The sequence below is a fragment of the Kumtagia sp. genome (genome assembly GCF_059502445.1).
Window position 1 is genome coordinate 1 of sequence record NZ_JCACER010000110.1, and the last position, 24670, is coordinate 24670.

26 protein-coding genes and 1 riboswitch are annotated in these 24670 nt (G+C 67.4%); of the genes, 7 read left to right on the forward strand and 19 right to left on the reverse strand.

Going from position 1 to position 24670, the window contains the following annotated elements:
* Window positions 1–90: 90 nt before the first annotated feature.
* The 8 genes from AC5JDC_RS29020 to AC5JDC_RS29055 all read right to left on the reverse strand — a co-directional run bounded on the left by AC5JDC_RS29020 (window position 91) and on the right by AC5JDC_RS29055 (window position 7504).
* Complete coding sequence (locus AC5JDC_RS29020; protein ID WP_495846997.1) at window positions 91–888, reverse strand: hydroxymethylpyrimidine/phosphomethylpyrimidine kinase; 798 nt, start codon at window positions 886–888, stop codon at window positions 91–93.
* On the reverse strand, window positions 858–1463 hold the full coding sequence (locus AC5JDC_RS29025) for a thiamine phosphate synthase (protein WP_495846999.1): 606 nt from the start codon (window positions 1461–1463) through the stop codon (window positions 858–860). The genes AC5JDC_RS29020 and AC5JDC_RS29025 overlap by 31 nt, the downstream gene beginning before the upstream one ends.
* Window positions 1460–2233 (reverse strand): thiazole synthase, encoded by a 774-nt coding sequence (locus tag AC5JDC_RS29030; RefSeq protein WP_495847001.1) that lies wholly within the window; start codon window positions 2231–2233, stop codon window positions 1460–1462. The genes AC5JDC_RS29025 and AC5JDC_RS29030 overlap by 4 nt, the downstream gene beginning before the upstream one ends.
* 3 nt (window positions 2234–2236) lie before the next feature.
* Window positions 2237–2434, reverse strand: a complete 198-nt coding sequence (thiS, locus tag AC5JDC_RS29035) for a sulfur carrier protein ThiS (RefSeq protein ID WP_495847003.1) — start codon at window positions 2432–2434, stop codon at window positions 2237–2239.
* Entirely contained in the window at window positions 2431–3414 is a 984-nt protein-coding gene (gene thiO / locus AC5JDC_RS29040) for a glycine oxidase ThiO (RefSeq protein ID WP_495847004.1), read from the reverse strand. The genes thiS and thiO overlap by 4 nt, the downstream gene beginning before the upstream one ends.
* Entirely contained in the window at window positions 3411–5237 is a 1827-nt protein-coding gene (thiC, locus tag AC5JDC_RS29045; protein ID WP_495847005.1) for a phosphomethylpyrimidine synthase ThiC, read from the reverse strand. Before thiC ends, thiO begins: the two co-directional genes overlap by 4 nt.
* A gap of 117 nt (window positions 5238–5354) precedes the next feature.
* A riboswitch (TPP riboswitch) is annotated at window positions 5355–5471 on the reverse strand.
* A 291-nt stretch (window positions 5472–5762) separates the two neighbouring features.
* A complete protein-coding gene (locus tag AC5JDC_RS29050; RefSeq protein WP_495847006.1) occupies window positions 5763–6731 on the reverse strand; it encodes a threonine ammonia-lyase in 969 nt (322 codons plus the stop codon).
* On the reverse strand, window positions 6728–7504 hold the full coding sequence (locus AC5JDC_RS29055) for a GntR family transcriptional regulator (RefSeq protein WP_495847008.1): 777 nt from the start codon (window positions 7502–7504) through the stop codon (window positions 6728–6730). Before AC5JDC_RS29055 ends, AC5JDC_RS29050 begins: the two co-directional genes overlap by 4 nt.
* A 153-nt stretch (window positions 7505–7657) precedes the next feature.
* Between AC5JDC_RS29055 and AC5JDC_RS29060 the strand changes: the two genes are divergently transcribed.
* The 4 genes from AC5JDC_RS29060 (at window position 7658) to kynU (ending at window position 11678) form a co-directional block, all read left to right on the forward strand.
* Window positions 7658–8644, forward strand: coding sequence for an ABC transporter substrate-binding protein (locus tag AC5JDC_RS29060; protein ID WP_106771328.1), 987 nt, complete (start codon window positions 7658–7660; stop codon window positions 8642–8644).
* Between the two features lie 66 nt (window positions 8645–8710).
* A complete protein-coding gene (locus tag AC5JDC_RS29065) occupies window positions 8711–9490 on the forward strand; it encodes an ABC transporter ATP-binding protein (RefSeq protein ID WP_106771327.1) in 780 nt (259 codons plus the stop codon).
* A gap of 5 nt (window positions 9491–9495) precedes the next feature.
* A complete protein-coding gene (locus tag AC5JDC_RS29070; RefSeq protein WP_495847011.1) occupies window positions 9496–10416 on the forward strand; it encodes an ABC transporter permease in 921 nt (306 codons plus the stop codon).
* Between the two features lie 14 nt (window positions 10417–10430).
* Window positions 10431–11678, forward strand: coding sequence for a kynureninase (gene kynU / locus AC5JDC_RS29075; RefSeq protein ID WP_495847013.1), 1248 nt, complete (start codon window positions 10431–10433; stop codon window positions 11676–11678).
* Between the two features lie 399 nt (window positions 11679–12077).
* Here kynU and AC5JDC_RS29080 read toward each other — a convergent pair whose 3' ends face one another.
* From AC5JDC_RS29080 to AC5JDC_RS29120, 9 genes are all read right to left on the reverse strand, one after another.
* Window positions 12078–12764 (reverse strand): ABC transporter ATP-binding protein, encoded by a 687-nt coding sequence (locus tag AC5JDC_RS29080; protein ID WP_495847015.1) that lies wholly within the window; start codon window positions 12762–12764, stop codon window positions 12078–12080.
* Window positions 12761–13510 carry an ABC transporter ATP-binding protein gene (locus tag AC5JDC_RS29085; protein WP_495847017.1) on the reverse strand — a complete coding sequence of 250 codons (750 nt, stop codon included), beginning with the start codon at window positions 13508–13510 and terminating at the stop codon, window positions 12761–12763. Before AC5JDC_RS29085 ends, AC5JDC_RS29080 begins: the two co-directional genes overlap by 4 nt.
* Window positions 13503–14486 carry a branched-chain amino acid ABC transporter permease gene (locus AC5JDC_RS29090; protein ID WP_495847019.1) on the reverse strand — a complete coding sequence of 328 codons (984 nt, stop codon included), beginning with the start codon at window positions 14484–14486 and terminating at the stop codon, window positions 13503–13505. Before AC5JDC_RS29090 ends, AC5JDC_RS29085 begins: the two co-directional genes overlap by 8 nt.
* Window positions 14483–15403 carry a branched-chain amino acid ABC transporter permease gene (locus tag AC5JDC_RS29095; RefSeq protein WP_495847021.1) on the reverse strand — a complete coding sequence of 307 codons (921 nt, stop codon included), beginning with the start codon at window positions 15401–15403 and terminating at the stop codon, window positions 14483–14485. Before AC5JDC_RS29095 ends, AC5JDC_RS29090 begins: the two co-directional genes overlap by 4 nt.
* 9 nt (window positions 15404–15412) lie before the next feature.
* On the reverse strand, window positions 15413–15709 hold the full coding sequence (locus AC5JDC_RS29100; protein WP_495847023.1) for a type II toxin-antitoxin system RelE/ParE family toxin: 297 nt from the start codon (window positions 15707–15709) through the stop codon (window positions 15413–15415).
* A gap of 3 nt (window positions 15710–15712) precedes the next feature.
* Window positions 15713–16195 (reverse strand): hypothetical protein, encoded by a 483-nt coding sequence (locus AC5JDC_RS29105; RefSeq protein ID WP_495847025.1) that lies wholly within the window; start codon window positions 16193–16195, stop codon window positions 15713–15715.
* A gap of 69 nt (window positions 16196–16264) precedes the next feature.
* The gene (locus AC5JDC_RS29110; protein WP_495847027.1) at window positions 16265–17401 is read right to left on the reverse strand and encodes an ABC transporter substrate-binding protein; all 1137 of its coding nucleotides are present in this window, start codon (window positions 17399–17401) and stop codon (window positions 16265–16267) included.
* A gap of 37 nt (window positions 17402–17438) precedes the next feature.
* On the reverse strand, window positions 17439–18275 hold the full coding sequence (gene kynA, locus AC5JDC_RS29115) for a tryptophan 2,3-dioxygenase (RefSeq protein WP_495847029.1): 837 nt from the start codon (window positions 18273–18275) through the stop codon (window positions 17439–17441).
* Window positions 18272–19897, reverse strand: coding sequence for a benzoate-CoA ligase family protein (locus AC5JDC_RS29120; protein WP_495847031.1), 1626 nt, complete (start codon window positions 19895–19897; stop codon window positions 18272–18274). Before AC5JDC_RS29120 ends, kynA begins: the two co-directional genes overlap by 4 nt.
* A gap of 396 nt (window positions 19898–20293) precedes the next feature.
* On the opposite strand from AC5JDC_RS29120, the gene AC5JDC_RS29125 reads away from it, so the two are divergent.
* The 3 genes from AC5JDC_RS29125 (at window position 20294) to AC5JDC_RS29135 (ending at window position 23295) form a co-directional block, all read left to right on the forward strand.
* Window positions 20294–21130 (forward strand): hormone-sensitive lipase, encoded by an 837-nt coding sequence (locus AC5JDC_RS29125; protein WP_495847033.1) that lies wholly within the window; start codon window positions 20294–20296, stop codon window positions 21128–21130.
* 333 nt (window positions 21131–21463) lie between these two features.
* Window positions 21464–22063, forward strand: a complete 600-nt coding sequence (locus AC5JDC_RS29130; RefSeq protein WP_106771316.1) for an ANTAR domain-containing response regulator — start codon at window positions 21464–21466, stop codon at window positions 22061–22063.
* Between the two features lie 2 nt (window positions 22064–22065).
* Window positions 22066–23295 (forward strand): CmpA/NrtA family ABC transporter substrate-binding protein, encoded by a 1230-nt coding sequence (locus AC5JDC_RS29135; protein ID WP_495847035.1) that lies wholly within the window; start codon window positions 22066–22068, stop codon window positions 23293–23295.
* A gap of 10 nt (window positions 23296–23305) precedes the next feature.
* On the opposite strand, the gene AC5JDC_RS29140 is transcribed toward AC5JDC_RS29135, so the two are convergent.
* Both AC5JDC_RS29140 and AC5JDC_RS29145 read right to left on the reverse strand, forming a co-directional pair.
* Window positions 23306–23785 carry an RES family NAD+ phosphorylase gene (locus tag AC5JDC_RS29140; protein ID WP_495847037.1) on the reverse strand — a complete coding sequence of 160 codons (480 nt, stop codon included), beginning with the start codon at window positions 23783–23785 and terminating at the stop codon, window positions 23306–23308.
* Window positions 23782–24213 carry an antitoxin Xre-like helix-turn-helix domain-containing protein gene (locus AC5JDC_RS29145; RefSeq protein WP_495847039.1) on the reverse strand — a complete coding sequence of 144 codons (432 nt, stop codon included), beginning with the start codon at window positions 24211–24213 and terminating at the stop codon, window positions 23782–23784. Before AC5JDC_RS29145 ends, AC5JDC_RS29140 begins: the two co-directional genes overlap by 4 nt.
* Between the last annotated feature and the right edge of the window lie 457 nt (window positions 24214–24670).

Here is a 24670-nt window from a genome sequence, read left to right on the forward strand (position 1 = left end):
CTCTGGATTCCGGGTTCCGCTGCGCGGCCCCGGAATGACGACGCAGAGCTGTCTGTCCTCCTATACAACTCATATGCGATAGCTTGCCGTCTACGGGGAGAAGTGCCCGGCAGGGCGATGAGCGACAGAGCCCAGCTTGCCGAACACAAAAGCCTTTGCCTTTTGCACACTTTCCTCCAGCGCCTCTTCCAAAGCCAGATGCGCCGCGATGGCGCTGGAGAGCATGCAGCCGGTGCCGCGCATCGTGGCGTGCAGGCGCGGGGCGTCGAGGCGCAGCGGCGGCAGGTCGGGGCGGAGCAGCAGGTCGGTCGCGCGGTTCTCCGCCGCGTGTCCGCCCTTGACCAGCAGCGCCGGGATGCCGGCGGCGAGCAGCATCCCGCCCTGGCAGATGAGATCGGCCTCGTCCTTGGCCGGCGCGGAGCCAGTGAGGGCGGCCAGCTCGGGAATGTTGGGCGTGACCAGCAGGCAGAGCGGCATCAGGCTCTCCCTCAGGACGGTCAGCGCATCGTCCGCCAGCAGCGATCCTCCCGATGTAGCGGCCAGCACCGGATCGAGCACGGCCGGCAATGCCGGATGGTCGGCGAGCACGCCGGCGACCGCCTCGACGGTCGCCGCTGCGCCGAGCATGCCGATCTTAACCGCCGCGACGGGATTGGCGGACAGGGCCGCCCGCATCTGCCGGGCGACCAGCGCCGCCGGCATGGGCTCGACCTGCTTCACCGCCTCATGCGTCTGGACGGTGACGGCGGTCACCGCCAGGCAGGTTCTGGCGCCGACGGCGGAGACGGTCTCGATGTCGCGGGCGATGCCGGCGCCGCCGGAAGAATCCGAGCCGGCGACGATCAGCACATGTGCTGTCATCGCCAGCGTGCCGTCGTCGCGATCCATTCGCGGGTGCGGGCTTCCGGATCGGCGTTACGAGTGATGTCGGTGACGACGGCGGCGCTGTCGGCGCCGTGCTCGAACACCCCGGCAAGCCGCTCCGGCGTCAGCCCGCCTATGGCGACGAGCGGCAGGGGGGCGACGAGGCGCTTCCATTCGGCAATGCGGTCAAGACCTTGCGGCGCCCATCTCATCTTCTTGAGGATGGTCGGATAGACGGGGCCGAGCGCCACATAGTCGGGTTTCGCGGCAAGCGCGGTGTCGAGCTCGGCATGGTCGTGGGTGCTGAGGCCGAGCTTCAGCCCTGCGCGTCGGATCGCGCCGACATCGGCCGTCGCAAGGTCCTCCTGGCCGAGATGGACGAAGTCGCAGCCTTCCTCGATGGCGATCCGCCAATAATCGTTGACGATGAGCTGGCAGCCGTGGCGGACGCAGGTGGCCTTCGCAGTGCGGATTTCGGCGCGCAGCGCAGCCTCGTCCATGTCCTTGATGCGCAATTGCACCAGCCTGATGCCGAGCGGCACCAGCCGCTCGATCCAGGCGGCGGAATCGACGATCAGATAGAACGGGTCGAGCCTCACGAGAACACCGCCTGGCCGATCACCGGCGTCGAGGGGACGGCCATGTCGCGCGGCTCCAGCATGCCGGCGAGCCAGGCAGCGCGACCAACGTCGATCGCCCCGGCGAAGGCGGCCGCCATGGCGGCGGGATCGCCGGCCTTCGCCACCGCCGTGTTGAGCAGCACGGCGTCGTAGCCCAGCTCCATCACCGCCGCCGCGTGGGAGGGACGGCCGATGCCGGCGTCGACGATGAGCGGCAGGTCGGGGAAATGGGCACGCAGGCTGCGCAGCGCGTCGATGTTCTGCGGGCCGCGTGCCGAGCCGATCGGCGCGCACCACGGCATCAGCAGCCTGCAGCCGGCGTCCATCAGGCGCTCGGCGACGACGAGGTCGTCGGTCGTGTAGGGAAACACCTGGAATCCCTCGGCGGCGAGGATGCGGGCCGCCTCGACCAGGCCGAACACGTCGGGCTGCAGCGTGTCGTGATTGCCGATGACCTCGAGCTTGATCCAGTCGGTGGCAAATACCTCACGCGCCATGCGGGCGGTGGTCACCGCCTCCTTGACCGAGTGGCAGCCGGCCGTGTTGGGCAGCACGCGCACGCCGAGCGAGCGGATCAGCGACCAGAACTCGCCGCCGCTCCGGCCGCCCGCCGTCTCGCGGCGCAGCGACACGGTGACGATCTCCGTCCCGGATCGCCTCACAGCCTCCGCCATGACTGCCGGCGAGGGGTAGAGCGCGGTGCCGAGCAGCAGCCGCGAGGAAACCTCCGTTCCATAGAGCGTGAGCATGGTTCAGCCTCCTTTCATGGGGGAGAGGATTTCGATGCGGTCGCCGTCGGACAGGCGGCAGGCGGGGCGGGCGGCTCTTGGCACGACCTCGCCGTTGACGGCGGTCGCCAGCCAGTTGCCGTCGTAATCGAGCTCGGCAAGCAGCGCGGCGAGCGTCTCGGCCTGCGCCTCGCAGCTCTCGCCGTTGACGATGAGTTTCATGGGCGCGCTCCTTCGGCGGACCTCAGGCAGTGCGCGAAGACGAGGTCGGCGGCCTGCCGCGCCATCGCCGGCGCCAGCAGAAAACCGTGGCGGTAGAGTCCGTTGACGGAAAATCTTCGTCCTTCATGCTCAACGCGAGGAAGGTTGTCGGGATAGGCCGGGCGCAGGCCGACGCCTGCCTCAACGATCTCGGCCTCGCCGAAGGCGGGGTGCAGCGCATAGGCGGCGTTGAGCAGTTCCATGGCCGAGCGTGCGGTGACCGGCCCCGTCGCCGCGCTCTCGACCATGGTGGCGCCGACCATGAACAGGTGGTCGGCGCGCGGCACGACATAGACCGGGAAACGCGGGTGCAGCAGCCGCACCGGCCGCGCCAGCGAGATGTCGGGGCAGCGCAGCAAAAGCATCTCGCCGCGTATGGCGCGCAGGCCGGGCCGGCGCGCGGCGATGCCGGTGCAGTCGGCCTCGGCATCGGCGTCCTGCGGCCCGTATACCGCGCCGTAGCCGAAGGCGAAGCGCACGCCCAGGACCGCGAGCTTGGCCTGCAGCGCCCTGAGGGCAAGGCGCGGATCGAGATGCGCCTCGCCGGCGAAGAACAGGGCGCGGCCGAAGCGGCCGGCAAGGTCCGGCTCGAGCGCCTCGATGGCGGCGGCGTCGACGATCCGATGACCGCCGGTGCGGCGGGCGAAGCGGTCGAGCTCGCCCCAGTCGCGCGGCGGCGCCAGCACCAGCGTGCCGTTGCGGATGACATGGCCGGGAAGGGCGGCGTCCCACCAGCCGGCGGCGGTGCGTCCCATCGTGAGCACGGCCTCCTCGGCGCTCTCGCGCTCGCACCAGGGGGCGAGCATGCCGCCGGCGGCCCAGGAGGCGCTGCCGGCGAGACCTTGCCGCCGCTCGACCACGGTGACGCCGGCGCCGCGCGCCGCCAACTCGTGGGCAAGCGTCAGCCCGGCGACGCCCCCCCCGCGGATCAGCACCTTCATGGCCGGTCGGCTGCCTGCTCCTCGGCTGGCCCGGCGACTTCCATGTAGAGGTCGCCGCCCTGCCGGTATTTCTCCGCCATCGCCGCCATGCCCTCCTTCTGTGCCTCGGCGCGGATGTCGTGGGAGATGCGCATGGAGCAGAATTTCGGACCGCACATGGAGCAGAAATGCGCCAGCTTGTGCGCCTCCTTGGGCAGCGTCTCGTCGTGGAAGGCGCGCGCCGTCTCCGGGTCGAGCGACAGGTTGAACTGGTCCTCCCAGCGGAACTCGAAGCGGGCGCGGCTGAGCGCGTCGTCCCTGATCTTCGCCGCCGGATGGCCCTTGGCGAGGTCGGCGGCGTGGGCGGCGATCTTGTAGGTGATGACGCCGGTCTTGACGTCGTCGCGGTCGGGCAGGCCGAGATGCTCCTTGGGCGTCACGTAGCAGAGCATGGCGGTGCCGAACCAGCCGATCATCGCGGCGCCGATGCCCGAGGTGATGTGGTCGTAGCCCGGCGCGATGTCGGTGGTGAGCGGCCCGAGCGTGTAGAACGGCGCCTCGCCGCAGACGGCGAGCTGCTTGTCCATGTTCTGCTTGATCTTGTGCATCGGCACATGGCCGGGGCCCTCGATCATCACCTGGCAATCCTTCGCCCAGGCGATCTTCGTCAGCTCGCCCAAGGTCTCCAGCTCGGCGAACTGAGCGGCGTCGTTGGCGTCGGCGATCGAGCCGGGGCGCAGCCCATCGCCCAGCGAGAACGACACGTCGTAGGTCCGGCAGATGTCGCAGATTTCCTCGAAATGCTCGTAGAGAAAGCTTTCCTTGTGGTGGTGCAGGCACCATTTGGCCATGATCGAGCCGCCGCGCGAGACGATGCCGGTGACGCGGTCGACGGTGAGCGGGATGTAGGGCAACCGAACGCCGGCATGGATGGTGAAATAGTCGACGCCCTGCTCGGCCTGCTCGATGAGCGTGTCGCGAAAAACGTCCCAGGTGAGCGCCTCGGCGACGCCGCCGACCTTTTCCAGCGCCTGGTAGATCGGCACCGTGCCGATCGGCACGGGCGAATTGCGCAGGATCCAGTCGCGGATGTTGTGGATGTTGCGGCCGGTGGAGAGGTCCATCACCGTGTCGGCGCCCCAGCGGATCGCCCACACCATCTTCTCCACTTCCTCGGCCATGGACGAGGTGACGGCGGAGTTGCCGATATTGGCGTTGATCTTCACCAGGAAGTTGCGGCCGATGATCATCGGCTCGGCTTCCGGGTGGTTGATATTGGCGGGGATGATGGCGCGGCCGCGCGCCACCTCGTCGCGCACGAATTCCGGCGTGACGAAGTCGGGTATGGCCGCGCCGAAACTCTCGCCGTCGCGGGCAAGCGCTTCCCTCGCAGCCTGGCGCCCGAGATTCTCGCGGATGGCGACGAACTCCATCTCCGGCGTGACGATGCCGGCGCGGGCATAGGCGAGCTGGGTGACGGCGCGGCCGCCGGTGGCGCGCAGCGGTGCGTTGCGGATCGGGAATGCGGGGGTCAGCCGCTCGGCCGAGACAAAACCGTTGTCCTCCGGCCGGACGATGCGGCCGTCATAGTGCTCGACGCCGCCGCGCGTGATGATCCAGTCCTCGCGCAGACGCGGCAGGCCCTTGTCGATATCGGTGCGGGCATCCGGGTCGGTGTAGGGGCCGGAGGAATCGTAGACGGTGACCGGCGGCTCGCCGGCGGTCGGGTGCACGGCGATCTCGCGCATCGGGACACGCAGGCCGGGATGGATCGAGCCCGGTTTGTAGACTTTTCGCGAGGCGGGGAGGGGACCGGTCGAGACGGTCGGGGTGAGGGCATTCATCGTGAGGCTCCTTTGCTCGTTGCAATGGAGACCCAGTTCGGTGAGAGGAGGAGAAAGGACGCTCCGCTGCTGAAGGACAGGCTGACCGCCTGAAATTTCCGCGCCGGCAGGCCGGCATGCAAAGCGCTTGCACCATCCCTACGCCAGTATGAACTGGATCAGGTTCAACGGGTCACTGCGCTGCGAATGCCAGCAGTATCTCAGCCCCTTGTCGGGACCCCCCAGGTAACGCGCCTAGGTTGGATGATGTCGTGCCGGGATGTCAACCGCGTTTCTCGGGGAAGCTGGGTGCCGCCGGGTAATCGCATATGACAGCCGGCAAGGATTTGGTGGCTTCGCACCCCCACCCCTAACCCCTCCCCACAAGGGGGAGGGGGACTGGACGGCATCCTCGCAAGATGTCAATCGCCGCTGGTTTCGCACGGCATGGCGGCCACAAAGTCCCCCTCCCCCTTGTGGGGAGGGGTTAGGGGTGGGGGTTGTTTCATATGCGACTGCCCCCCGTGTGCCGGGTGGCGGGGACGTTCAGCCTCTCGGGATCCCGCCCGCCAGCACCTGTGCATAGGTTTCGGCGTCGATATTGCCGCCCGATACGATGCAGACGACGTTGCCGGTCGCCCGAGGGCTGGAGAGTGCCGCCGCCAGCGACGCCGCGCCGGCGCCTTCGGCGACGACCTTGGCCTTCGAGAACAGCAGCCGCATGGCCGCGGTCACCTCGACAAGGCTCACGGTCAGCGCTCCGTCGATAAGGTCGCGCGCGACCGGCCAGAGCTGCGGCACCAGCGACGGGCCGCCAATGCTCTTGATGAAGGACGGGCGCGTGTCGATCTCGACGATGCGGCCGGCAGCGAGGGCGGCGGAAACCGGCGCCGCATTCTCGTCCTCGATGGCAAAGACCTTTGCCCGGGGCCGCAATGCCTTGACGGCACTTGCCATGCCCGTCGTCATGCTGCCGCCGCCATAAGGCGCCAGAACGCAATCGACGTCCGGCAGATCCTCGACGATCTCCACGCCGATCGAGCCGTTGCCGGCGAGCACCGCCTGGTCGGTCACCGGGTTGATCAGAAGCTCGGCGATGTCGGGCCGTTCGGCGCCGACGATGTATCGCCACCAGGTTTCCGGCGAGATGAACCGCACGTCGCCGCCAAGATTGCGCACGCCGTCGATCTTGGTCCGCGGCGCACCGGAATACATGTAGGCGGCCATGGGAACCCCGAGCGCCTTGGCCGCCCAAGCCATGCCATACGCCATATTGCCGGAACTGACGGTGGCGACGCCGTTGCGCAACGCGTCGGGGTCGCGCGACAACAGGGCGTTGAGCGCGGGTCTCAGCTTGAAGGCGCCGATGGGCGAAAAGGTCTCGAGCTTGAGGAAGATCTGCCGGTCGGGCAGGCCGAGGTCGAGACGCAGCAGCGGCGTGCGCGGCACGTAGGGCGCAAGCCGGGTACGGGCGGCAGCGATCTCGTCCAGTGTCGGGCGGCGCGGGGCGCTCATTCCGCAGCCGACCTCATGCGCGGGCTGCCGGTGCGCGCAGCATGCTTGCCGCCGTGGTCCTCGCTGTGGATGTAGACGTGCAGCGTATAGCCGATGTGGTCGATCATCAGCGCCCTGGCCCGCTCGGTGTCGCGGTCGAGCGCGGCTTCCATGATGGCCGTGTGGTGCTCGATCGCCATCGCCTGGCGCAGCGCCGCGACCGCCGCCTCGTAGCCGTGCTTCATGCCGGCGGCGGCGCGCAATGTCGGCGACAGGCCGAGGAAGCGATGATGCCGGCGCAACTGGTCGGTGATCGTGGATCGGAAGCGCAGCAGCCAGGCGGACGTCGATGCGCCGAGCAGCGCCGCGTGAAATGCCTCGTGCTTCTCGTCCCATTCGTCGACCGCCGCGTCGGACGGGTCGTCGGGGGCGATCTTACAGCGCGACAGGCGGTAATGCGCGGTGACGACGGCGGCCTCCCAGTCGCTGCCGCCCTTGTCCATGGATTCCAGCAGCAGCGGCACCTCGACCACCATGCGGGCGCGGGCAAGGTCCTCCAGCTCGGCGCGCGAGACGGGGGCGACGGCGAAGCCGCGGTTGCTGATGGCCGTGACCAGCCGCTCCGCTTCAAGCCGCGACAGCGCCTCGCGCAGCGGCGTCCAGCCGACCCCGTAGGTGTCACGCAGCTTGCCGAGCTTCAGCGGCGAGCCGGGCAGCAGGCGGGTCGTCAGGATATCGCGGCGCAGCAGCCGGTAGGCCGCCTCGGTCTTGGTGGAGTGCTGCTCCTCACGCATCTCCGTCCTCCGCACAATGCGTGGGTAAATTATATATGATGAAGGCTGATCGCAAGAATTATATATAATATTGACAGTCGTCCCGGGAGTGGGCAATGATCCCGGCAGGCCGCCGCCAGAACGCGGCGCGCAAGCAAATTCCGGGAGGAACAGATGAGAAAACTGAAATCCGGCCTGCTGTCGGGCCTCGTCGTGGCGGGTGCGCTGATCGCCGGCCTGGGCGGCGCGGCCGCCGAGCAGATCCGCATCGGCATCGCCAATTTCGGCGAGCATCCGCAGCTCGCCGCCTCGATCGCCGGCTTCAAGAAGGCGCTGGCCGAGAACGGCTTCGTCGAAGGCACCGACGTCGTCTACACCGAGAGCCACACCAATTTCGACGCTTCGCTGGTGCCGCAGATGATCGCCAAGCTGCAGGCCGAGCAGCCGAAGCTGATCTACACCGTGACCACGCCGGTCTCGCAGATCGCCAAGAAGGCGCTGGCCGGCTCCGGCATTCCGGTCGTGTTCACCGCGGTCACCGACCCGGTCGCGGCAAAGCTCGTGCCGTCCTGGGAGTCCGGGGACGAGGGCATGACCGGTGCCACCGACCTGCAGGACGTGGCGGCCGTGATGGAGTTCACCAAGAAGCTGCTGCCCAACGCCAAGCGTTTCGGCGTGCCCTACAATCCGGGCGAGGCGAACGACGTGGCGCTGCTCGAGAAGATCAAGGAAGCCGCGCCGGCCGCCGGCTTCGAGGTGGTCGCCGTCGGTGTCGACAACGTCAACGAGATCCAGCAGCGCATCGCCTCCTTCGCCGGCAAGGCGGACGTGATCTACACGCCTGCCTCGAACCTGCTGCAGCCGGCGGTCGCAGCCGTCTCTGCCGCCGCGCGCCAGGCCGGCATCCCGATCGTCAATTCCGACGACGGCGCGGTGCGCAACGGCGTCGTGCCGGCGAGCTTCGCGGTGAATTACGACCAGGTCGGCATGAACGCCGGCAAGATCGCCGCCGAGGTTCTCAAGGGCAAGGATCCCAAGACGATCCCGCCGTCGCGCCCGGCCTATGCCGATCACGCCCCGCTGATCTCCAAGAAGGCGATGGCGGCGTTCGGGGTCGAGATCCCGGAATCGATGGCCGATTGCGGCTGCATCGTCGACTAACCGTCGCCTACTAAGTCGAAACGGCTGGCGGCGCCCCGCGTGCCGCCATCCTGCCGGGAGAGACGGATGCTCGAGATCCGATCCGCGCGTAAGGTTTTCTACAAGGGACGCCCCGACGAGAAGAAGGCGCTCGACGGCCTCGACCTGTCGCTCGCCACCGGCGAGTTCGGTGTCGTCATCGGCTCCAACGGCGCCGGCAAGTCGAGCATGCTCAACGCCATATCCGGCGCCATGGTGCTGGATTCCGGGCAGGTCCTGATCAATGGCGACGACGTGACCGGCATGCCGGTGCACAGGCGCGCGGCGCGGCTGGCCCGGGTGTTCCAGGATCCGATGAAGGGCACCGCCGCGTCGATGACGGTGGCCGAGAACATGCTGCTCGCCGATTTGCGCAGCAGGAAGCGCACCTTGCGCCTGGGCCTCAACGCCAAACGTCTGGCCGACTACAGGGAGCGGCTGGCGCTGCTCGGCCTCGGCCTGGAGAACCGGCTGGACACGCGCGTCGAGCTCTTGTCGGGCGGCCAGCGCCAGTCGCTGTCGCTGATCATGGCGGTCGGCGGCTCGCCGGAGCTGCTGCTGCTCGACGAGCACACGGCGGCGCTCGATCCGCGCACCGCCGACATCGTCATGCAGGCGACCGTGCGCGCCGTCGAGGCGCTGAAGCTGACCACGCTCATGGTGACCCACAACATGCAGCACGCCGTCGACTACGGCCACAGCGTCATCATGCTCGACGCCGGAAAAGTCCGGCTGGAGATCTCCGGCGAGGAGAAGAAGCGGATCACGGTCGCCGACCTGATCGGCCACTTCTCCGTCAAGACCGACCGCATGCTGCTGGCGAGCTGATCATCATGGACATCCAGACCATCTTCACCAGCTTCGTCGCGCTGGTCCCCGTCACGCTGGCGCAGAGCCTGATCCTCGCCTTCGTCGTGCTCGGCATCATGATCCCGTTCCGGACGCTCAACTTCCCGGATCTCACCAGCGAGGGCGCCTTCCCGCTCGGCGGCTGCGTCTGCGGCGTGCTTTTGGCCGCCGGCGCCTCGCCGCTGATGGCGATCGCCGTGGCGCTCGTCGCCGGCTTCCTCGCCGGCTGCTGCACGGCCTTCATCCATCTGCGCTTCCGCATCCACACGCTGCTCGCCGGCATCCTGATGATGACGATGCTCTACAGCATCAATTTGCGCATCATGGGCCGGTCGAACCTCTCGGTGTTCGGCTCGCCCACCGTGTTCGACTGGGCGCCGTTCACGCAGCCCGGCTTCCCGGCCTCGAAGATCGTTGTCGCCGGCATCATCGGCATCGTCGTCTTCGTCCTGCTCGACCTGTTCTTCAAGACCGAGAAAGGCACCGCCATCCGCGCCGTCGGCGCCAATCCCGACATGGCCGAGGCGCAGGGCATCAATGTCTGGGTCGCCACCATAGGCGGCGTGGGCCTGGCCAGCGCCTTCTCGGCGACCGGCGGCGCGCTGATGGTGCAGTCGCAGGGTTTCGCCGACGTCAACATGGGCCTCGGCATCCTCATCAACGGCCTGGCGGCGCTGATGATCGGCGAGGCCATCGTCGGCAAGCAGACCGTGGCGCGCCAGCTCGCCGCGCCCTTCGTCGGCGCGATCGTCTATTACCAGCTCGTGTCGTTCTGCCTGGCCGCCGGCATGCCGCCGCCCGACCTGAAGCTCGCCACCGGCCTGTTCGTGCTCGCCATGCTGGCGCTGCCCAGCCTGCGGCGCGGCCGCGGGCCGGCTCCGGCGCGCGAAGCCGTCCGCGAATAAGGATGTCCGAAACCATGGATGGAATTCCCGATCTCGCGGCCGTCGAGGCGATGGACGCGGCCGATTTGCTTCGTCCGTTCCGCGACCGCTTCGTCATGCCCGACGGCGTGATCTATCTCGACGGCAACTCGCTCGGGCCGGCCTCGCCCACGGTGCTGGCCGAGCTGGAGAAGGCGGCCCGCCAGGAATGGGGCGAGGGGCTGATCCGCAGCTGGAACACCGCCGGCTGGTTCGACATGCCGGTCGTGCTCGGCGACCGCATCGGCCGCCTAATCGGCGCGGCCGCCGGCCAGACGGTGGTCGCCGACACCACCTCGATCAACATCTACAAGGCGCTGCATGCGACGATGGGGCTGCGCCCCGGCCGCCCGGTCATCGTCGCCGAAGGCGGCAGCTTCCCGACCGACCTCTACATGGCCGAGGGCGTCGCCTCGACGCGGCCGGGTGCCGTACTGCGGCTGGAAGGCGTCGACGCCCCGGCGATCGAGGAACTCATCGACGGCAACGTCGCCGTGGTGCTGGTCAACCACGTCAATTACAAGACCGGCGAACTGCGCGACATGGCGGCGCTGACCCGCAGGGCACACGACGCCGGCGCGCTGGTCGTCTGGGACCTCTGCCACAGCGCCGGCGCGCTGCCGGTCGATCTCGACGGCGCGCATGCCGATTTCGCCGTCGGCTGCACCTACAAATACCTCAATGGCGGCCCGGGCTCGCCGGCCTTCATCTATGTCGCTCATCGCCACCAGGCCGAGGCGCGGCAGCCGCTCAGCGGCTGGTGGGGCCATGCCCGGCCCTTCGCCTTCGAGCAGGGTTTTGCCGCCGACGCCGGCATCCGCCGCTTCCAGTGCGGCACCCAGCCGATGCTGTCGCTGCGCGCGCTGAAGGGCGCGCTCGACGTCTGGGACGAGGTCGACATGGCGGTGCTGCGGGTGAAGAGCATCGCGCTCGCCGACCTGTTCATAAAGCTGGTCGAGGCGAAATGCGACGGCTTCGGTCTGACGCTGGAGACCCCGCGCGACGGCGCCCGGCGCGGCAGCCAGGTCTCCTTCGGCCACGCGCACGCCTATCAGATCATGCAGGCGCTGATCGCCCGCGGCGTCATCGGCGATTTCCGCGCCCCCTCCACCCTGCGCTTCGGCTTCACCCCGCTGTATCTGAGCTACGGAGATGTCTGGCGCGCGGTGGAGGTCTTGCGGGAGATCCTGCGCACCGGCGCGTGGAAGGACGAGCGGTTTGCCGTCAGGGCAGCGGTGACTTGAGGCGTCCTCCTCAAGGAGAGGGCAATCGCATATGGTAATCGATGAGGATTTTCGCCGCGTCGTACCCCCACCCCTAACCCCTCCCCACAAGGGGGAGGGGGACTTTGCGGCGACTATGCTACGCATAACCGTTGACGATTAGTGCTCGGCGGAGACGTAAGCCGGTCCCCTCCCCCTTGTGGGGAGGGGTTAGGGGTGGGGGTAAACGCATATGCGGTTGCCCTGTCCTTGAGCGTGGTCCGCAAAGCGAACCGGGTGGGATAGCAAAGGCAGTACTCGGCGTATGGTAAATGCGGTGCCAGATTGGCGTCCCGCGCTTCAGAGATTACCCCACCCGGCCATCCGCCTGCGGCGGCTGCCCACCCTCCCCTCAAGGGGGAGGGATAGCGGAGCGCTCCCTCACACCCCGAGATAGCGATCCTGCAATTCCGGCATCAGTGCCGCCGGCGTGCCCGCGAACACCGTAGCGCCCTTCTCCAGCACGAAGCAGCGGTCGGCGACGGGCAGCAGCTCGGCGAGCGTCTTGTCGACGACGAGGATCGACTGGCCCTCTGCCTTCAGCCTGCGGATCGCCGCCCAGATGTCGGCGCGGATCACCGGCGCGAGACCCTCGGTCGCCTCGTCGAGGATGAGCAGGGCGGGATTGGTCATCAGCGCGCGGCCGATCGCCAGCATCTGCTGCTCGCCGCCCGACAGGGTGCGGGCATACTGGGCGCGGCGCTCGCCGAGGCGCGGGAACAATTCGACCACCTTGTCCAGCGTCCATGCGCCGCGGCGGGCGGCGGCTAGGAGATTCTCCAGCACCGTCAGGTTGGGAAAGCAGCGGCGGCCCTCCGGCACCAGCCCGACGCCCAGCCGGGCGATGCGGTGCGGCCGCATGCCGGCGATCTCACGCCCGGCGAAGCGAACCGTGCCGGCGCGCGGCCGGTTGAGCCCGAGGATGGAGCGGATCGTGGTCGTCTTGCCCATGCCGTTGCGGCCCATCAGCGCAACGACTTCGCCCTGGCGTACGTCGAGCGACACCCCGAACAGCGCCTGCGAGGCGCCGTAGAAGGTCTGCACGCCTTTGACTTCGAGCAGGCTCACGCGGCTTCTCCCAGATAGGCGCGCCGAACTTCGGGATCGTTGCGGATCTCGTCGACCGTGCCGGTGGCGATGATGCGGCCGTAGACCAGAACCGAGATGCGGTCGGCCAGCGCGAAGACCGCGTCCATGTCGTGCTCGACCAGCAGGATCGGCGCCTGGCGGCGCAGGCCGTCGAGGAATTTGGTCAGGCTCTTCGAGCCCTCCGGTCCCATGCCGGCCATCGGCTCGTCGAGCAGGAAGGCCTTCGGGCCGAGCGCCAGCGCGATGGCGATCTCGAGTTGGCGGCGCTCGCCATGCGACAGCTCGGCGGCGGGCATGTTTGCACGGCCGGCCAGGCCGACGCGCTCCAGCACGGCGAGCGCTGGCCCGGTCAGGCCGCGATCGCCCTTCACCGGCCGGAAGAAGCGGAAGCTGGAACCCTGCCTGGCCTGCACCGCCAGCATGACGTTGCGCAATGCCGAGAATTCCGGCGCCAGCGACGAGATCTGGAAGCTGCGGCCGAGCCCAAGCCTGGCGCGCGCCGCCATGTCGAGCCCGGCCATGTCGCGGCCGAGGAAGCGGATGGTGCCGCTGTCGGGCGGGATCGAGCCGGAGATCTGGTGGATCAGCGTCGACTTGCCGGCGCCGTTGGGGCCGATCAGCGCATGGATCTCGCCGGGCATCAGATCGAGGCTCACCCCATCCGTCGCCTTGAGGGCGCCAAAGCTCTTGCGCAGGTCGCGGATCTCCAGCACCGGCTCAGCCATGGCGCGCCTTTCCGGCCAGGAGGCCGAGCAGCCCGCCGCGCGCGAACAGCACCACGCCGAGCAGGATAAGGCCGAGGAAGAACTGCCAGCGCTCGGTGATGCCGCCCAAGGCGTATTCGAACAGCACGTAGAGCATGGCGCCGGCGAGCGGCCCGAACAGCCGGCCCTTGCCGCCCAGGATGATCAGCACGATCAGCTCGCCCGACATGTGCCAGGACAGCATGGACGGGCTGACGAAGCGGTTGAGGTCGGCGAACAGAGCGCCCGCCAGGCCGGTGACCATGGCCGAGAGGACGAAGGCGACGAGGCGGATGCGGAACGGCGCGATGCCGACGGCGGCGAGCCGGACCGGATTTTGCCGGGCCGCCTGCAGGGCGGTGCCGAAACGCGAGCCGCCGATGAGCCAGAACAGCAGCAGGACCAGCATCAGCACGCCGTAGCAGAGCAGGAAATAGGGCAGAGGCTGCGCGGTGTTGACGCCGGGAAAGGCGTTGCGGACATAGATCGACAGCCCGTCCTCGCCGCCATAGGCCGGCCAGGAGACGGCGAAATAATAGATCATCTGCGCGAAGGCGAGCGTGATCATGATGAAATAGACGCCGGTGGTGCGCAGGCTGATCGCGCCGATCGGCAGCGCCACCAGCCCGCAGACCAGGATCGCGACCAGCCAGATGACCGGCATCGAGGTCGTGCCCGGCAGGCCGAAAAACAGCGGCTCGGCGTTGAAGGCATGGGTGGCGAGGATGCCCGCAGCATAGCCGCCGAGGCCGAAGAAGGCGGCGTGGCCGAAGGACACGAGCCCGCCGAGCCCGAGAGCGATGTTCAAGCCCACGGCGGCCAGCGCCAGAACGGCGATGCGGGTGGCAAGCGTGACGTAGAACGGCTCGCCGGCGGCCGAGGCGGCGATCGGTACGGCAAGCAGCAGCAGCGCCAGCAGCGTGTTGACGACGGCTTCCCGGCCCACGGCGGCGCTCACGACTGCGCCGCGAACAGGCCGCTCGGCCTGACTGCGAGGATGACCGCCATGACCACGTAGATCAGCATCGAGGCGAGCGCCCCGCCGATCAGGCCGGCCTGTGCCGCCGGCATCGCCAGGGCGAGCGCCTTGGGCAGCAGGAAGCGGCCCATCGTGTCGATGACGCCGACCAGGACGGCGCCGAGCAGCGCGCCCTTGATCGAGCCGATGCCGCCGATGACGATGACCACGAAGGCGAGGATCAGCACCGGCTCGCCCATGCCGACCTGCACCGACTGCAACGCGCCCACCAGCGCCCCTGCCAGGCCGGCAAGGGCGGCGCCCAAGGCGAAGACGACGGTGTAGAGCGTGCGGATGTCGACCCCGAGGGCGGCGATCATCTCGCGGTCGGATTCGCCGGCGCGGATGCGCATGCCGAGGCGGGTGCGCGAAATGAGCAGATAGAGGCCGATGGCGACCACGATGCCGACACCGATGATGGCGAGCCGGTAGAGCTGGTACCGGCCGCCGCCCGGCAGCGGCACCGCGCCCTGCAGCAGTGGCGGTATGTCGAGATAGAGCGGGAAGGAGCCGAACAGCCAGCGCGTGCCTTCCGAGAAGATCAGGATCAGCGCGAAGGTCGCCAGCACCTGGTCGAGATGGTCGCGCTCGTAGAGCTTTCGGATGACCGCGACCTCGACGATGGCGCCGGCCGCGGCCGCGGCGACAAGGCTGGCGACCAGCCCGATCCAGAACGAGCCGGTGGCGGCCGCCACCGCCGCGCAGGCGAAGGCGCCGACCATGTAGAGCGAGCCGTGGGCGAGGTTGATCAACCCCATCACGCCGAAGATCAGCGTCAGCCCGGCCGCCATGAGGAACAGCATGACGCCGAGCTGCAGGCCGTTGAGGAGTTGTTCGATGAGGAGGGCGATGGACAAGGGCGGGAACTATCTCAGGGAGTCAGAACGCGATGGCGGCCATTTCCGCGCCCCATGGAGCACGCGCAGCAGAACGACCACGCCGTTTGTCGAATAGACGACGACGTATGGCATGTTCCGAATTACCAGTTCTCTCGTCCCCGCCACGCGGCCCGCGCGTCCCGACATTGGAAACTCCTCCAGCCGCCGAACCTGTCGTTCGACTTCGAGACCAGTGTTCTTTGCAGCATGAGGGCTTTGCCGTGCGATGTGCTCGAAAATGTCGTCAAGGTCGTCCCGATATTGTTTGCTGCGGATCAATCGCACGCTCTACCGGCCACTCTTCGCCGCGCGGCGTTCGAGAGAGGCAATTTTTTCCGAGAGCCAATTCTCCCATTCCTCTTCCGAGATGGGAGGGTTGGTGCCGTCCTCGATGCCGTCCAGCGCTTCCTGCACCTGCTGCCGGAACCACGCGTCATGCTCCGCTGCCTCCCGCAATTGGCGCTGCCGTTCGGCCGTGTCGGGTCGCCTGCGCTCCACGGCGTCCGCGTCATGGTCGGCCATGTCGATCTCGAAGCGCTGCATGCCGAGTTCGTCGCGAACGTAGGCCGCCGCGGTGTTGAGGTTCCGCCAGAGCCGGATCTGCCGCGAGCGCTGGGCTGCGATGGCGCGTTCGTGCGAGCCATAGCGCACCACGACGGCAAAACCGCCGGGCTGACCCAGCACCAGAGCACCGCGAAGCTCCCGTGACTCAACCAGGCCCTTGACGGCCTTGCCGCTGATCAAGTCGGGTGTTTTCGGAGCGTGCGCCATGATGCGACCTCAAGACAGATATACGCGATTATCAGATAATCGCGCATATCTGTCCAGTCTTGCCGTCAGCTACATCTTGCACTGCTCGGCGTAGGCGTCGCCGTGCTTCTCAAAGGCCGTGGCGATGATCTTGTTGGTCAGCACGTCGCCCTCCTTCACCACTTCGCGCACATAGACGTTCTGGATCGGGTGGTTGTTGGTGTTGAAGGTGAAGTCGCCGCGCACCGACTTGAAGTCGGCGGCCTTGAGCGCGGCGCGGAAGGCGTCCTTGTCCTTGACGCTGGCCTTGGACAGCGCCGACAGGATGAGGTTCGCCGTATCCCAGCTCTGCGCGGCATAGACCGAGGGCAGGCGGTTGTATTCGGCCTTGAAGGCTTCGACGAACGCCTTGCTGGCCTCGTTGTCGAGATCCTTCGACCAGCTGGCGGAATTCTTGACGCCGAGGGCCGCGTCGCCGATCGCCGGCAGCATGTCCTGGTCGAAGGAGAAGGCCGGTCCCATGACCGGAATGGTCACGCCGGACTGGGCATATTGCTTCATGAAGGCGATGCCCATGCCGCCGGGCAGGAAGAAGAACACCGAATCGGCGCCGGAATCGCGGATCTGGGCGATCTCGGCGGCATAGTCGGTCTGGCCGACCTGGGTGTAGATCTCGCCCGCCAGCTCGCCCTTGTAGTAGCGCTTGAAGCCCGTCAGCGAATCCTTGCCGGCCGGGTAGTTAGGGGCGAGGATGAAGGTCTTCTTGTAGTCCTGGTTGGCGTATTGCCCCATCGCCTCATGGAAATTGTCGTTCTGGTAGGCGACGTTGAAATAGTTCTTGTTGCAGTTGGCGCCGGCCAAGGCCGATGGCCCGGCGTTGGGTGACAGGTAGATGATGTCCTGCGCCACGGCGTTGGGCACCACGGCCATCGCCAGGTTCGACCAGATGATGCCGGTCAAGAGGTCGACCTTGTCGCTCTGGATCATCTTCTCGGCGATCTGCACCGCCAGCTCCGGCTTCTGCGCATCGTCCTCGACGACCAACTCGACCTCCTTGTTGCCGGACTGCTTGATCGCCAGCGTGAAGGCGTCGCGCATGTCGATGCCGAGGCCGGCGCCGCCGCCCGACAGCGTGGTGATGACGCCGATCTTGACCGGCTCGGCCTGCGCCATGCCGGTCGCCGCCAGCGAGAGGCCGAGGATGCCGGCCGCAAGACTTTTCTTCATTTTTCTCCTCCGAGGGTTCCCGTCGTTTTTCGGTTGGTCAGAGCCGGGTGCGAACTTTCCAGAGTTCGGGAAACAGTTCAACCTCCAGCATCTTCTTGAGGTAGGAGGCGCCCGACGTGCCGCCGGTGCCGCGCTTCATTCCGATGATGCGCTCCACCGTGGTGACGTGATTGAAGCGCCAGCGGCGGAAATAGTCCTCGAAGTCGACCAGCTTTTCGGCGAGCTCGTAGAACATCCAGTAGCGCTGCGGGTCCCGATAGACCGTCTGCCAAGCGACCAGCACCTCCTCGTTCTCAACTCGGGTCTCGCGCCAGTCGGCGCGCCTGGCGTCGACGCCGATGTCGAAGCCGTTGCGGCCAAGCAGCAGGATCGCCTCGTCGTAGAGCGACGGCTCGGCCAGGATCGCCTCCAGCCGCGCGCTGAGTTCGGGCCGGTGCGCATGCGGCTTCAGCATGGCGAGGTTGCGGTTGCCGGCCATGAACTCGACGGCGCGGTACTGCCATGACTGGAAGCCGGAGGACTGGCCGAGCGCGTCGCGGAATTCCGTGTATTCGCTGGGCGTCATGGTGCGCAGCACGTCCCAGGCGCTGTTCAGCTGCTCGAAGATGCGCGCCACCCGCGACAGCATCTTGAAGCTCGGCTCCAGCCGGTCGGCGCGTATGGCGCGCATGGCCGAGCCGATCTCGTGCAGCGCGAGCTTCATCCACAGCTCCGACGTCTGGTGCTGGACGATGAACAGCATCTCGTCATGAGCCGCCGACAGCGGCTGCTGCGCCCCGAGGATCTCGTCGAGGTGCAGATAGTCGCTGTAGGACATGCGGTCCTTGAACGACATCTCGGCGCCGTCGGCCGAGGGATCGTAGGATTTGCTCAATTCGCTTTCTCCGCCCGCAGCCGGAAACGCTGGATCTTGCCGGTCTGGGTTTTCGGCAGGGCGTCGATGAACTTGACCGACCGCGGATATTTATAGGGCGCGATCGTCGCCTTGACATGGTCCTGCAGCCGCTTGACCGTCAGCGCGTCGGCTGCGACGCCGGCGGCAAGCACGACATGCGCCTCGACGATCTGGCCGCGCTCGCCGTCGGACGCGCCGATCACCGCGCATTCGGCGACGTCGTCATGCGACAGCAGCGCCGCCTCGACCTCGGGGCCGGCGATGTTGTAGCCGGCGCTGACGATCATGTCGTCGGAGCGCGCGGCGAAGTGGAAGAAGCCGTCCTCGTCCTGCACGAAGGCGTCGCCGGTCAAGTTCCAGCCGTCGCGGACATAGTCGCGCTGCCGGTCGTCGGCCATGTAGCGGCAGCCGGTCGGGCCGCGCACCGCCAGTTTGCCGACGGTGCCGCGCGGCACCTCGCGCATGGCGTCGTCGACCACGCGCGCCTCGTAGCCACCGACCGGCTTGCCGGTCGATCCGGCCCGCCGGTCCTCGAAGCGGTTGGAGATGAAGATGTGCAGCATCTCGGTGGCGCCGATGCCGTCGAGGATCGGCTTGCCGGTCTTTTCCGTCCATTCCTCGAAGACCGGCGCCGGCAAGGTCTCGCCGGCCGACACCGCGACGCGCAGCGAGGAGAGGTCGGCGCCCTCGTCCATCGCCTTCAGCATGGCCCGGTAGGCGGTCGGCGCGGTGAAGGAGACGGTCGCCCGGTATTTCTCGATGATCTCGATCATGTTGGGCGGCGTGGCATGCTCCAGCAGCGTCGCGGCGGCGCCGAAGCGCAGCGGGAAGATCGCCAGCCCGCCGAGCCCGAAGGTGAAGGCGAGCGGCGGCGAGCCGACGAAGACGTCTTCGGGCACTACCTTCAGGACCTCCTTGGCATAGGCGTCGGCGATGATCAGCAGGTCGCGGTGGAAATGCATGGTCGCCTTGGGCACGCCCGTCGTGCCGGAGGTGAAGCCGAGCAGGGCGACGTCGTCGCGGCCGGTCTGCACCGCCTCGAAGCGCACCGGCTTGTCGAGGGCGATGCGGTCGAGCTCGGCGTCGTGGTTGGCGGTGCCGTCGAAGCCCACAACCTGCTCGAGGAAGCGGCTTTCCTTGGCGCAGGCCACGAGCTCGTCCTTGATGCGGGTGTCGCACAGCGCCAGCGCGATCTCGGCCTTGTCGACGATCTTGGCCAGCTCGCCGGCGCGCAGCATCGGCATGGTGTTGACCACCACGGCGCCGGCTTTTGTGGCGGCCAGCCAGCAGGCGACCATCGCCGGGTTGTTGGCCGAGCGGATCAGCACCCGGTTGCCGGGCTTCAGGCCGTAGTTGTCGACCAGCGCATGCGCCAGCCGATTGGTCCAGTCCGACAGTTCCTTGTAGGTACGGCGGCGGCCGTTGCCGATCAGCGCGGTGTTGTCGCCGAAACCCTTTTCGACCATGCGGTCGGTCAGCTCGACCGCGGCGTTCAGCCGCTCGGGATAGTCGAAGCCGTCGAGCCGGAAATCCGGCCACTCATCCTGCGGCGGCAGGTTGTCGCGCGTGAAGGTGTCGACATGCGCGGACGGTCCAAGCATCGTGCAGTTCCCCTTGTATGCTCGTTGGCCTGATGCGCGGACCGCTGGTTCGGCGCGCATGGCATCGGCTGGGAAGCGATGTGCCGATACAAGCCTCCCGGCGGTCCGGCGAAATGCCGGATGCGACACGACCGGAGCGGCTGGCGGGCGGCACGGCAACCTCCCAGTTCCCATTTTATGCGGCGTAGCATCCCACTGCCGGAGATTTATTTCAAGCCTAAAGTTTTTCGCTTGAGGAACGTTGACGCGGCCTTCGATGGCCGCCATTGCTAGAGAAATTCCGGCAGAAGCGTGCAGCAGTTTGCGCTCGGAATTGCGAAAAAATGGAGCAGTTTCGTTGTTCGAAGAAAAGCGCAGCTGCCCTGCGTCGATCGAGCACCGCCGAGGAGGGCGCCCATGCTGGAACATCACATCGCCGACTGGGACGGCGCCTATGCCAATGGCCCGAACATTGCCGGCAGCGACCGCTGGCCGGGGGCGTGGGTAGAGCCGGCGCGGGCGTTTCGCGAAACGCTGTCGGCCGCGGGCCGCGCCAAGCTCGACATCACCTATGGCGACAAACCACGCAACCGCCTCGACCTGTTCCTGCCGGAGGCGGCGCCGAAAGGCTTGGTGGTGTTCATCCATGGCGGCTACTGGAAGGCGTTCGACAAGAGTTTCTGGTCGCATCTGGCAGCCGGTCCCGTCGGCCGCGGCTACGCGGTGGCGATGCCCTCCTACACGCTCTGTCCGGAGAACCGCATCGGCGGCATCGTCAGGGAGGTTGGTGCCGCGGTCGAAAAGGCGGCAGCGCTGGTCGATGGGCCGCTCATGCTGACCGGCCATTCGGCCGGCGGGCACCTCGCCAGCCGCATGGTGTCGCTGACGACGCCGCTGCCGGCCGCCGTGCGGGCGCGCATCCGCAATGTCGTCTCCATCTCCGGCGTGCACGATTTGCGGCCGCTGATGCGCACGGCGATGAACGAGACTTTGGCGATCGACGAGGCAGAGGCGATTGCCGAGAGCCCGGCGCTGCTCAGGCCGATGGACGGCGCCCGCATCACCTGCTGGGTCGGCGGCGGCGAGCGTGCCGAGTTTTTGCGCCAGAACGACCTGTTGGCCAATGTCTGGACCGGCCTCGGCGCAATCACAAGCACCGTGGTCGAGCCCGACCGCCACCATTTCAGCGTCATCGACGGCCTCGCCGATCCGTCGCATCCGCTGACCAGGACGCTGCTGGCGGAACGGGGGTAGCGACGACCTTCAATCGGTGGCGGCCTATCGACCCCGGCGCTTCGGGCACCTCCGCCCCGATCGACGGCTATCGCGTTCACCACATCGGATCGGCATGCCGTCGGGCGCCGGCCCAGGTTCCGCCCGTCTTGAGCGGCAGAGAACAAGGCATGTAGGAGGTGTTCGCGAGCAGGGAACGCATAACGCTATGCGAATCCGATAGCGGCACTGTGGCGGAGGCGCCGAGCGCAACGAGCCGGGGTGGGGGGCGATAGAACCCTCGTCGCCGTGAGTTCACCCCGCCCTTCCTCAAATACCGCATTGCACAAAACCCGCCGGCTTGCAAAATGGGGCATGGCGGCATCCTCCCTCGCAATCCTCGTCATCGACGAGAACCGCATCCGCGCCTCGATCATCGAGGCGGGGCTGCGCGAGGCCGGCCATGACCACGTCACGCTGGTGCATGACGTCGCCGGCATCGCCCGGCGGATCGCCGAGATCAACCCGGACGTCATCGTCATCGACCTCGAGAATCCCAACCGCGACATGCTGGAGAACATGTTCCAGCTGTCGCGCGCGGTGAAACGCCCGATCGCCATGTTCGTCGACCGTTCCGACCGCGCCTCCATAGAGGCGGCGATCGAGGCCGGCGTCTCGGCCTATGTCGTCGACGGGCTGAAGCAGGAGCGGGTGAAAACCATCCTCGACATGGCGATCAGCCGCTTCAACGCCTATTCGCGCCTCACGCGAGAGCTGGAGGAGGCGCGCAGCGAACTCGCCGGCCGCAAGGTCATCGATCGCGCCAAGGGCATATTGATGAAGTCGCGCGGGCTGTCGGAGGAGGCGGCCTACGGCCTGCTGCGCAAGACGGCGATGAACCAGAACCGCAAGATCGCCGAGATCGCCCAGAGCCTCGTCACCGCCGCCGGCCTGCTCGATCCGGGAGAGGACTGACCATGCCGTCCGCACACCATATCGATGCCGGCTTCATGCCGCTGTTCGACAGCGCGGTGCTGGTGGCGGCGCGGGAGATCGGCTTTGCCCGGCGCGAGGGCATCGAGCTTGCCCTGCACCGCGAGACCTCCTGGGCGAACATCCGCGACCGCATCGCCATCGGCCACTTCCACCTGGCCCACATGCTCGGGCCGATGCCTCTCGCCTGCAATCTCGGCCTGTCGCCGATCCCGTCGGACACGATCGTGCCGTTCTCGCTGGGCCTCGGCGGCAATTGCGTGACGGTGTCGAACGCGGTCTGGGACGGCATGGCGGCGCATGGCGCCGAGGCCGACCTAGACGCCGAGCGCAACGGCGCGGCCCTGCGCGACCTGATCGCGGAGCGGAGGAGCAGCGGCCTTGATCCGCTGCGCTTCGCGGTGGTGCACCCGCATTCCGGGCATAATTACGAACTGCGCTACTGGCTGGCGGCCTGCGGCGTCGAACCGTCGCGCGACATCGACATCGTCATCGTGCCGCCGCCCTTCATGCCGGACGCGCTCGCCGCCGGCCGCATCGACGGCTATTGCGCCGGCGAGCCGTGGAACAGCGCGGCGGTCGCTGCCGGCAGCGGCCGCATCGCTACGGTGAAGGCCGCCATCTGGCGCACCAGTCCGGAAAAGGTGATCGGCGCGCGCAGGGCGTGGGCGGAAGCCGAGCGGGAGGCGCTGTCCGCTTTGCTGCGGGCGCTGCATCACGCGGCCCGCTGGTGCCAGGACCCGGGCAACCGCTCCGAACTGGCCGCGCTGATGGCGCAGCCGGCCTTTCTCGGTCAGCCGGCCGAGCTTCAGATGCCCATCCTCACCGGCCGGCTCGATCTCGGCGGCGGGACTTCGCGCCTGGTCGAGGATTTTTTCCTGCCCTTCGACAAGGCCGCGAACTTCCCGTGGAAGAGCCACGCGCTGTGGTTCTACACGCAGATGGTTCGCTGGGGTCAGGTCGAACATTCCGCGGCAAACGTCGCGATCGCCCGCGACTGCTACCGGCCCGACCTCTACCGGTCAGCCCTCAAGCCGCTCGGCGTCGCCATGCCCGGCGCCAATGCAAAAGTCGAAGGTGCCCTGAAAATGGCTACCCCGGTCGGCTCGGCCGGCGCCAGCCTCGTGCTCGGCCCGGACGGGTTCTTCGACGGCGGCATCTTCGATCCCGACCGGATCGACGGCTACATCGCGGCGCAGCGGACCTTGGACTGAGCGACGCCGATCAGGCTCCGAACAGGCGGCGATCCCAATAAACCGGCTCGTGGAGGCTGGTCTGGATGCCGGCGAATTCCGGATGCGCCGGATTGATCAGGATGTTGTTGTCGAGACGGGCGACCACGCTGGGGACGATCAGCAAAAGGCTCCGCCGCTCCCGGGACCATCCTTCACCGAAATTCTTGCTCGCGAAGGCGGGCATCGAGTCCCAGCCGGGGAGGATTGGCGGCGAGAAGACCTCATAGCTCAGCCCGCGTGGGACGGTTATGCGCACGTAATGCTGGTTTGGGGGCAGCCGACCGCTGCCATGCACCAGTTTTTCGAGCAACGCGGTCGAATAATGTTCGCTGCTGTAGATGACCGGGCTGCCGGCCGTGTTCCATCGGCCTGGCGCAATCGTCGAGCCGGTGGCATCGAAGATCGGACAGGCGCCGTTGGGATCGCCGATACGGAAACAGGTCAGGGTGCGGTCGAGCCGCTGCGTCACGCGGCGCTGCCGTATTTGAGGCCGCCGAGAATGTCGGCCACAAGTTCGCCGCCGAACTCGCTGCGGACTACCAGGTCCATCGGCCGTTCATCCTCGATCATGGGATGCGGCCGGAACAGGAACTGTCGCGCGTCCTCCTCGTCTTTCCAGACATCCAGCGCCAGACCCCAGATGCGGGCGACGCGTGCCAGCCGCGTCCCTTCCTCGGTCGAGAGGTGGCCGGCGGCCTTGCGCCGTTCGAGCGTGGCCTTGGGGACGAGCCGGTATTTGAACTGAGCGTCTTCGGGCGCGATCAGCCTCGCAACCCGTTCCAGGGCCTTGACCGGAAGGCCATCCTCGATCCGGGAGATCAGCCCGAAAGGCGCCCGCGCCTCGGTCTCACCCGGTGGCAGGCCGAGCACGTCGGCGACATTCGCAAAGGCAAGCATCTCTATACCTCATTTGGTCCTGACCATAGCCTCAGTTGAGGCGAATGGCAAGGCGCATGCGCATACTGTCGCCCGGTCACTTCGAGGCTCGCCGAACAGGGCTTGCACTCGCGAAAGCCATCTGCTCAAACCGCGGGCACATTGTGCGGTGCACAACAAATAGGCGGACTCGGGCTGCCGAATGAGCACGCATCGACTGCGTTTCTCAACCGCATCGCCGATGGATTTGTCGTAACGCTTTGATTTGCCGCGAACCAAAGGGGCGATGCCGGAACTGGCACGGTTCCTGCTTCGTAGTTGGCGAGGCCTTCGGGCCAACGATATCGGCGTCCAACGATGGGCGCTCCAGGCAAAGCTGCCGCTCAGGTTTGACGCGATCCCGGATGCACGGACGCGAAAGGCCTGAACGGCGGCTTTTTTGTTTTGCGATCCACCGGACGGCGTCTCCCACGCCGCA

Coding starts and splice junctions, on each gene's coding strand:
- AC5JDC_RS29060 (WP_106771328.1), top strand. CDS start 7,658: ATGAGAAAACTGAAATCCGGCCTGCTGTCGGGCCTCGTCGTGGCGGGT.
- AC5JDC_RS29145 (WP_495847039.1), bottom strand. CDS start 24,213: ATGCTTGCCTTTGCGAATGTCGCCGACGTGCTCGGCCTGCCACCGGGT.
- AC5JDC_RS29030 (WP_495847001.1), bottom strand. CDS start 2,233: ATGCTCACGCTCTATGGAACGGAGGTTTCCTCGCGGCTGCTGCTCGGC.
- AC5JDC_RS29070 (WP_495847011.1), top strand. CDS start 9,496: ATGGACATCCAGACCATCTTCACCAGCTTCGTCGCGCTGGTCCCCGTC.
- AC5JDC_RS29020 (WP_495846997.1), bottom strand. CDS start 888: ATGGATCGCGACGACGGCACGCTGGCGATGACAGCACATGTGCTGATC.
- AC5JDC_RS29065 (WP_106771327.1), top strand. CDS start 8,711: ATGCTCGAGATCCGATCCGCGCGTAAGGTTTTCTACAAGGGACGCCCC.
- AC5JDC_RS29055 (WP_495847008.1), bottom strand. CDS start 7,504: ATGCGTGAGGAGCAGCACTCCACCAAGACCGAGGCGGCCTACCGGCTG.
- AC5JDC_RS29125 (WP_495847033.1), top strand. CDS start 20,294: ATGCTGGAACATCACATCGCCGACTGGGACGGCGCCTATGCCAATGGC.
- AC5JDC_RS29085 (WP_495847017.1), bottom strand. CDS start 13,510: ATGGCTGAGCCGGTGCTGGAGATCCGCGACCTGCGCAAGAGCTTTGGC.
- AC5JDC_RS29130 (WP_106771316.1), top strand. CDS start 21,464: ATGGCGGCATCCTCCCTCGCAATCCTCGTCATCGACGAGAACCGCATC.
- AC5JDC_RS29110 (WP_495847027.1), bottom strand. CDS start 17,401: ATGAAGAAAAGTCTTGCGGCCGGCATCCTCGGCCTCTCGCTGGCGGCG.
- kynU (WP_495847013.1), top strand. CDS start 10,431: ATGGATGGAATTCCCGATCTCGCGGCCGTCGAGGCGATGGACGCGGCC.
- AC5JDC_RS29105 (WP_495847025.1), bottom strand. CDS start 16,195: ATGGCGCACGCTCCGAAAACACCCGACTTGATCAGCGGCAAGGCCGTC.
- AC5JDC_RS29135 (WP_495847035.1), top strand. CDS start 22,066: ATGCCGTCCGCACACCATATCGATGCCGGCTTCATGCCGCTGTTCGAC.
- thiC (WP_495847005.1), bottom strand. CDS start 5,237: ATGAATGCCCTCACCCCGACCGTCTCGACCGGTCCCCTCCCCGCCTCG.
- AC5JDC_RS29120 (WP_495847031.1), bottom strand. CDS start 19,897: ATGCTTGGACCGTCCGCGCATGTCGACACCTTCACGCGCGACAACCTG.
- thiO (WP_495847004.1), bottom strand. CDS start 3,414: ATGAAGGTGCTGATCCGCGGGGGGGGCGTCGCCGGGCTGACGCTTGCC.
- thiS (WP_495847003.1), bottom strand. CDS start 2,434: ATGAAACTCATCGTCAACGGCGAGAGCTGCGAGGCGCAGGCCGAGACG.
- AC5JDC_RS29050 (WP_495847006.1), bottom strand. CDS start 6,731: ATGAGCGCCCCGCGCCGCCCGACACTGGACGAGATCGCTGCCGCCCGT.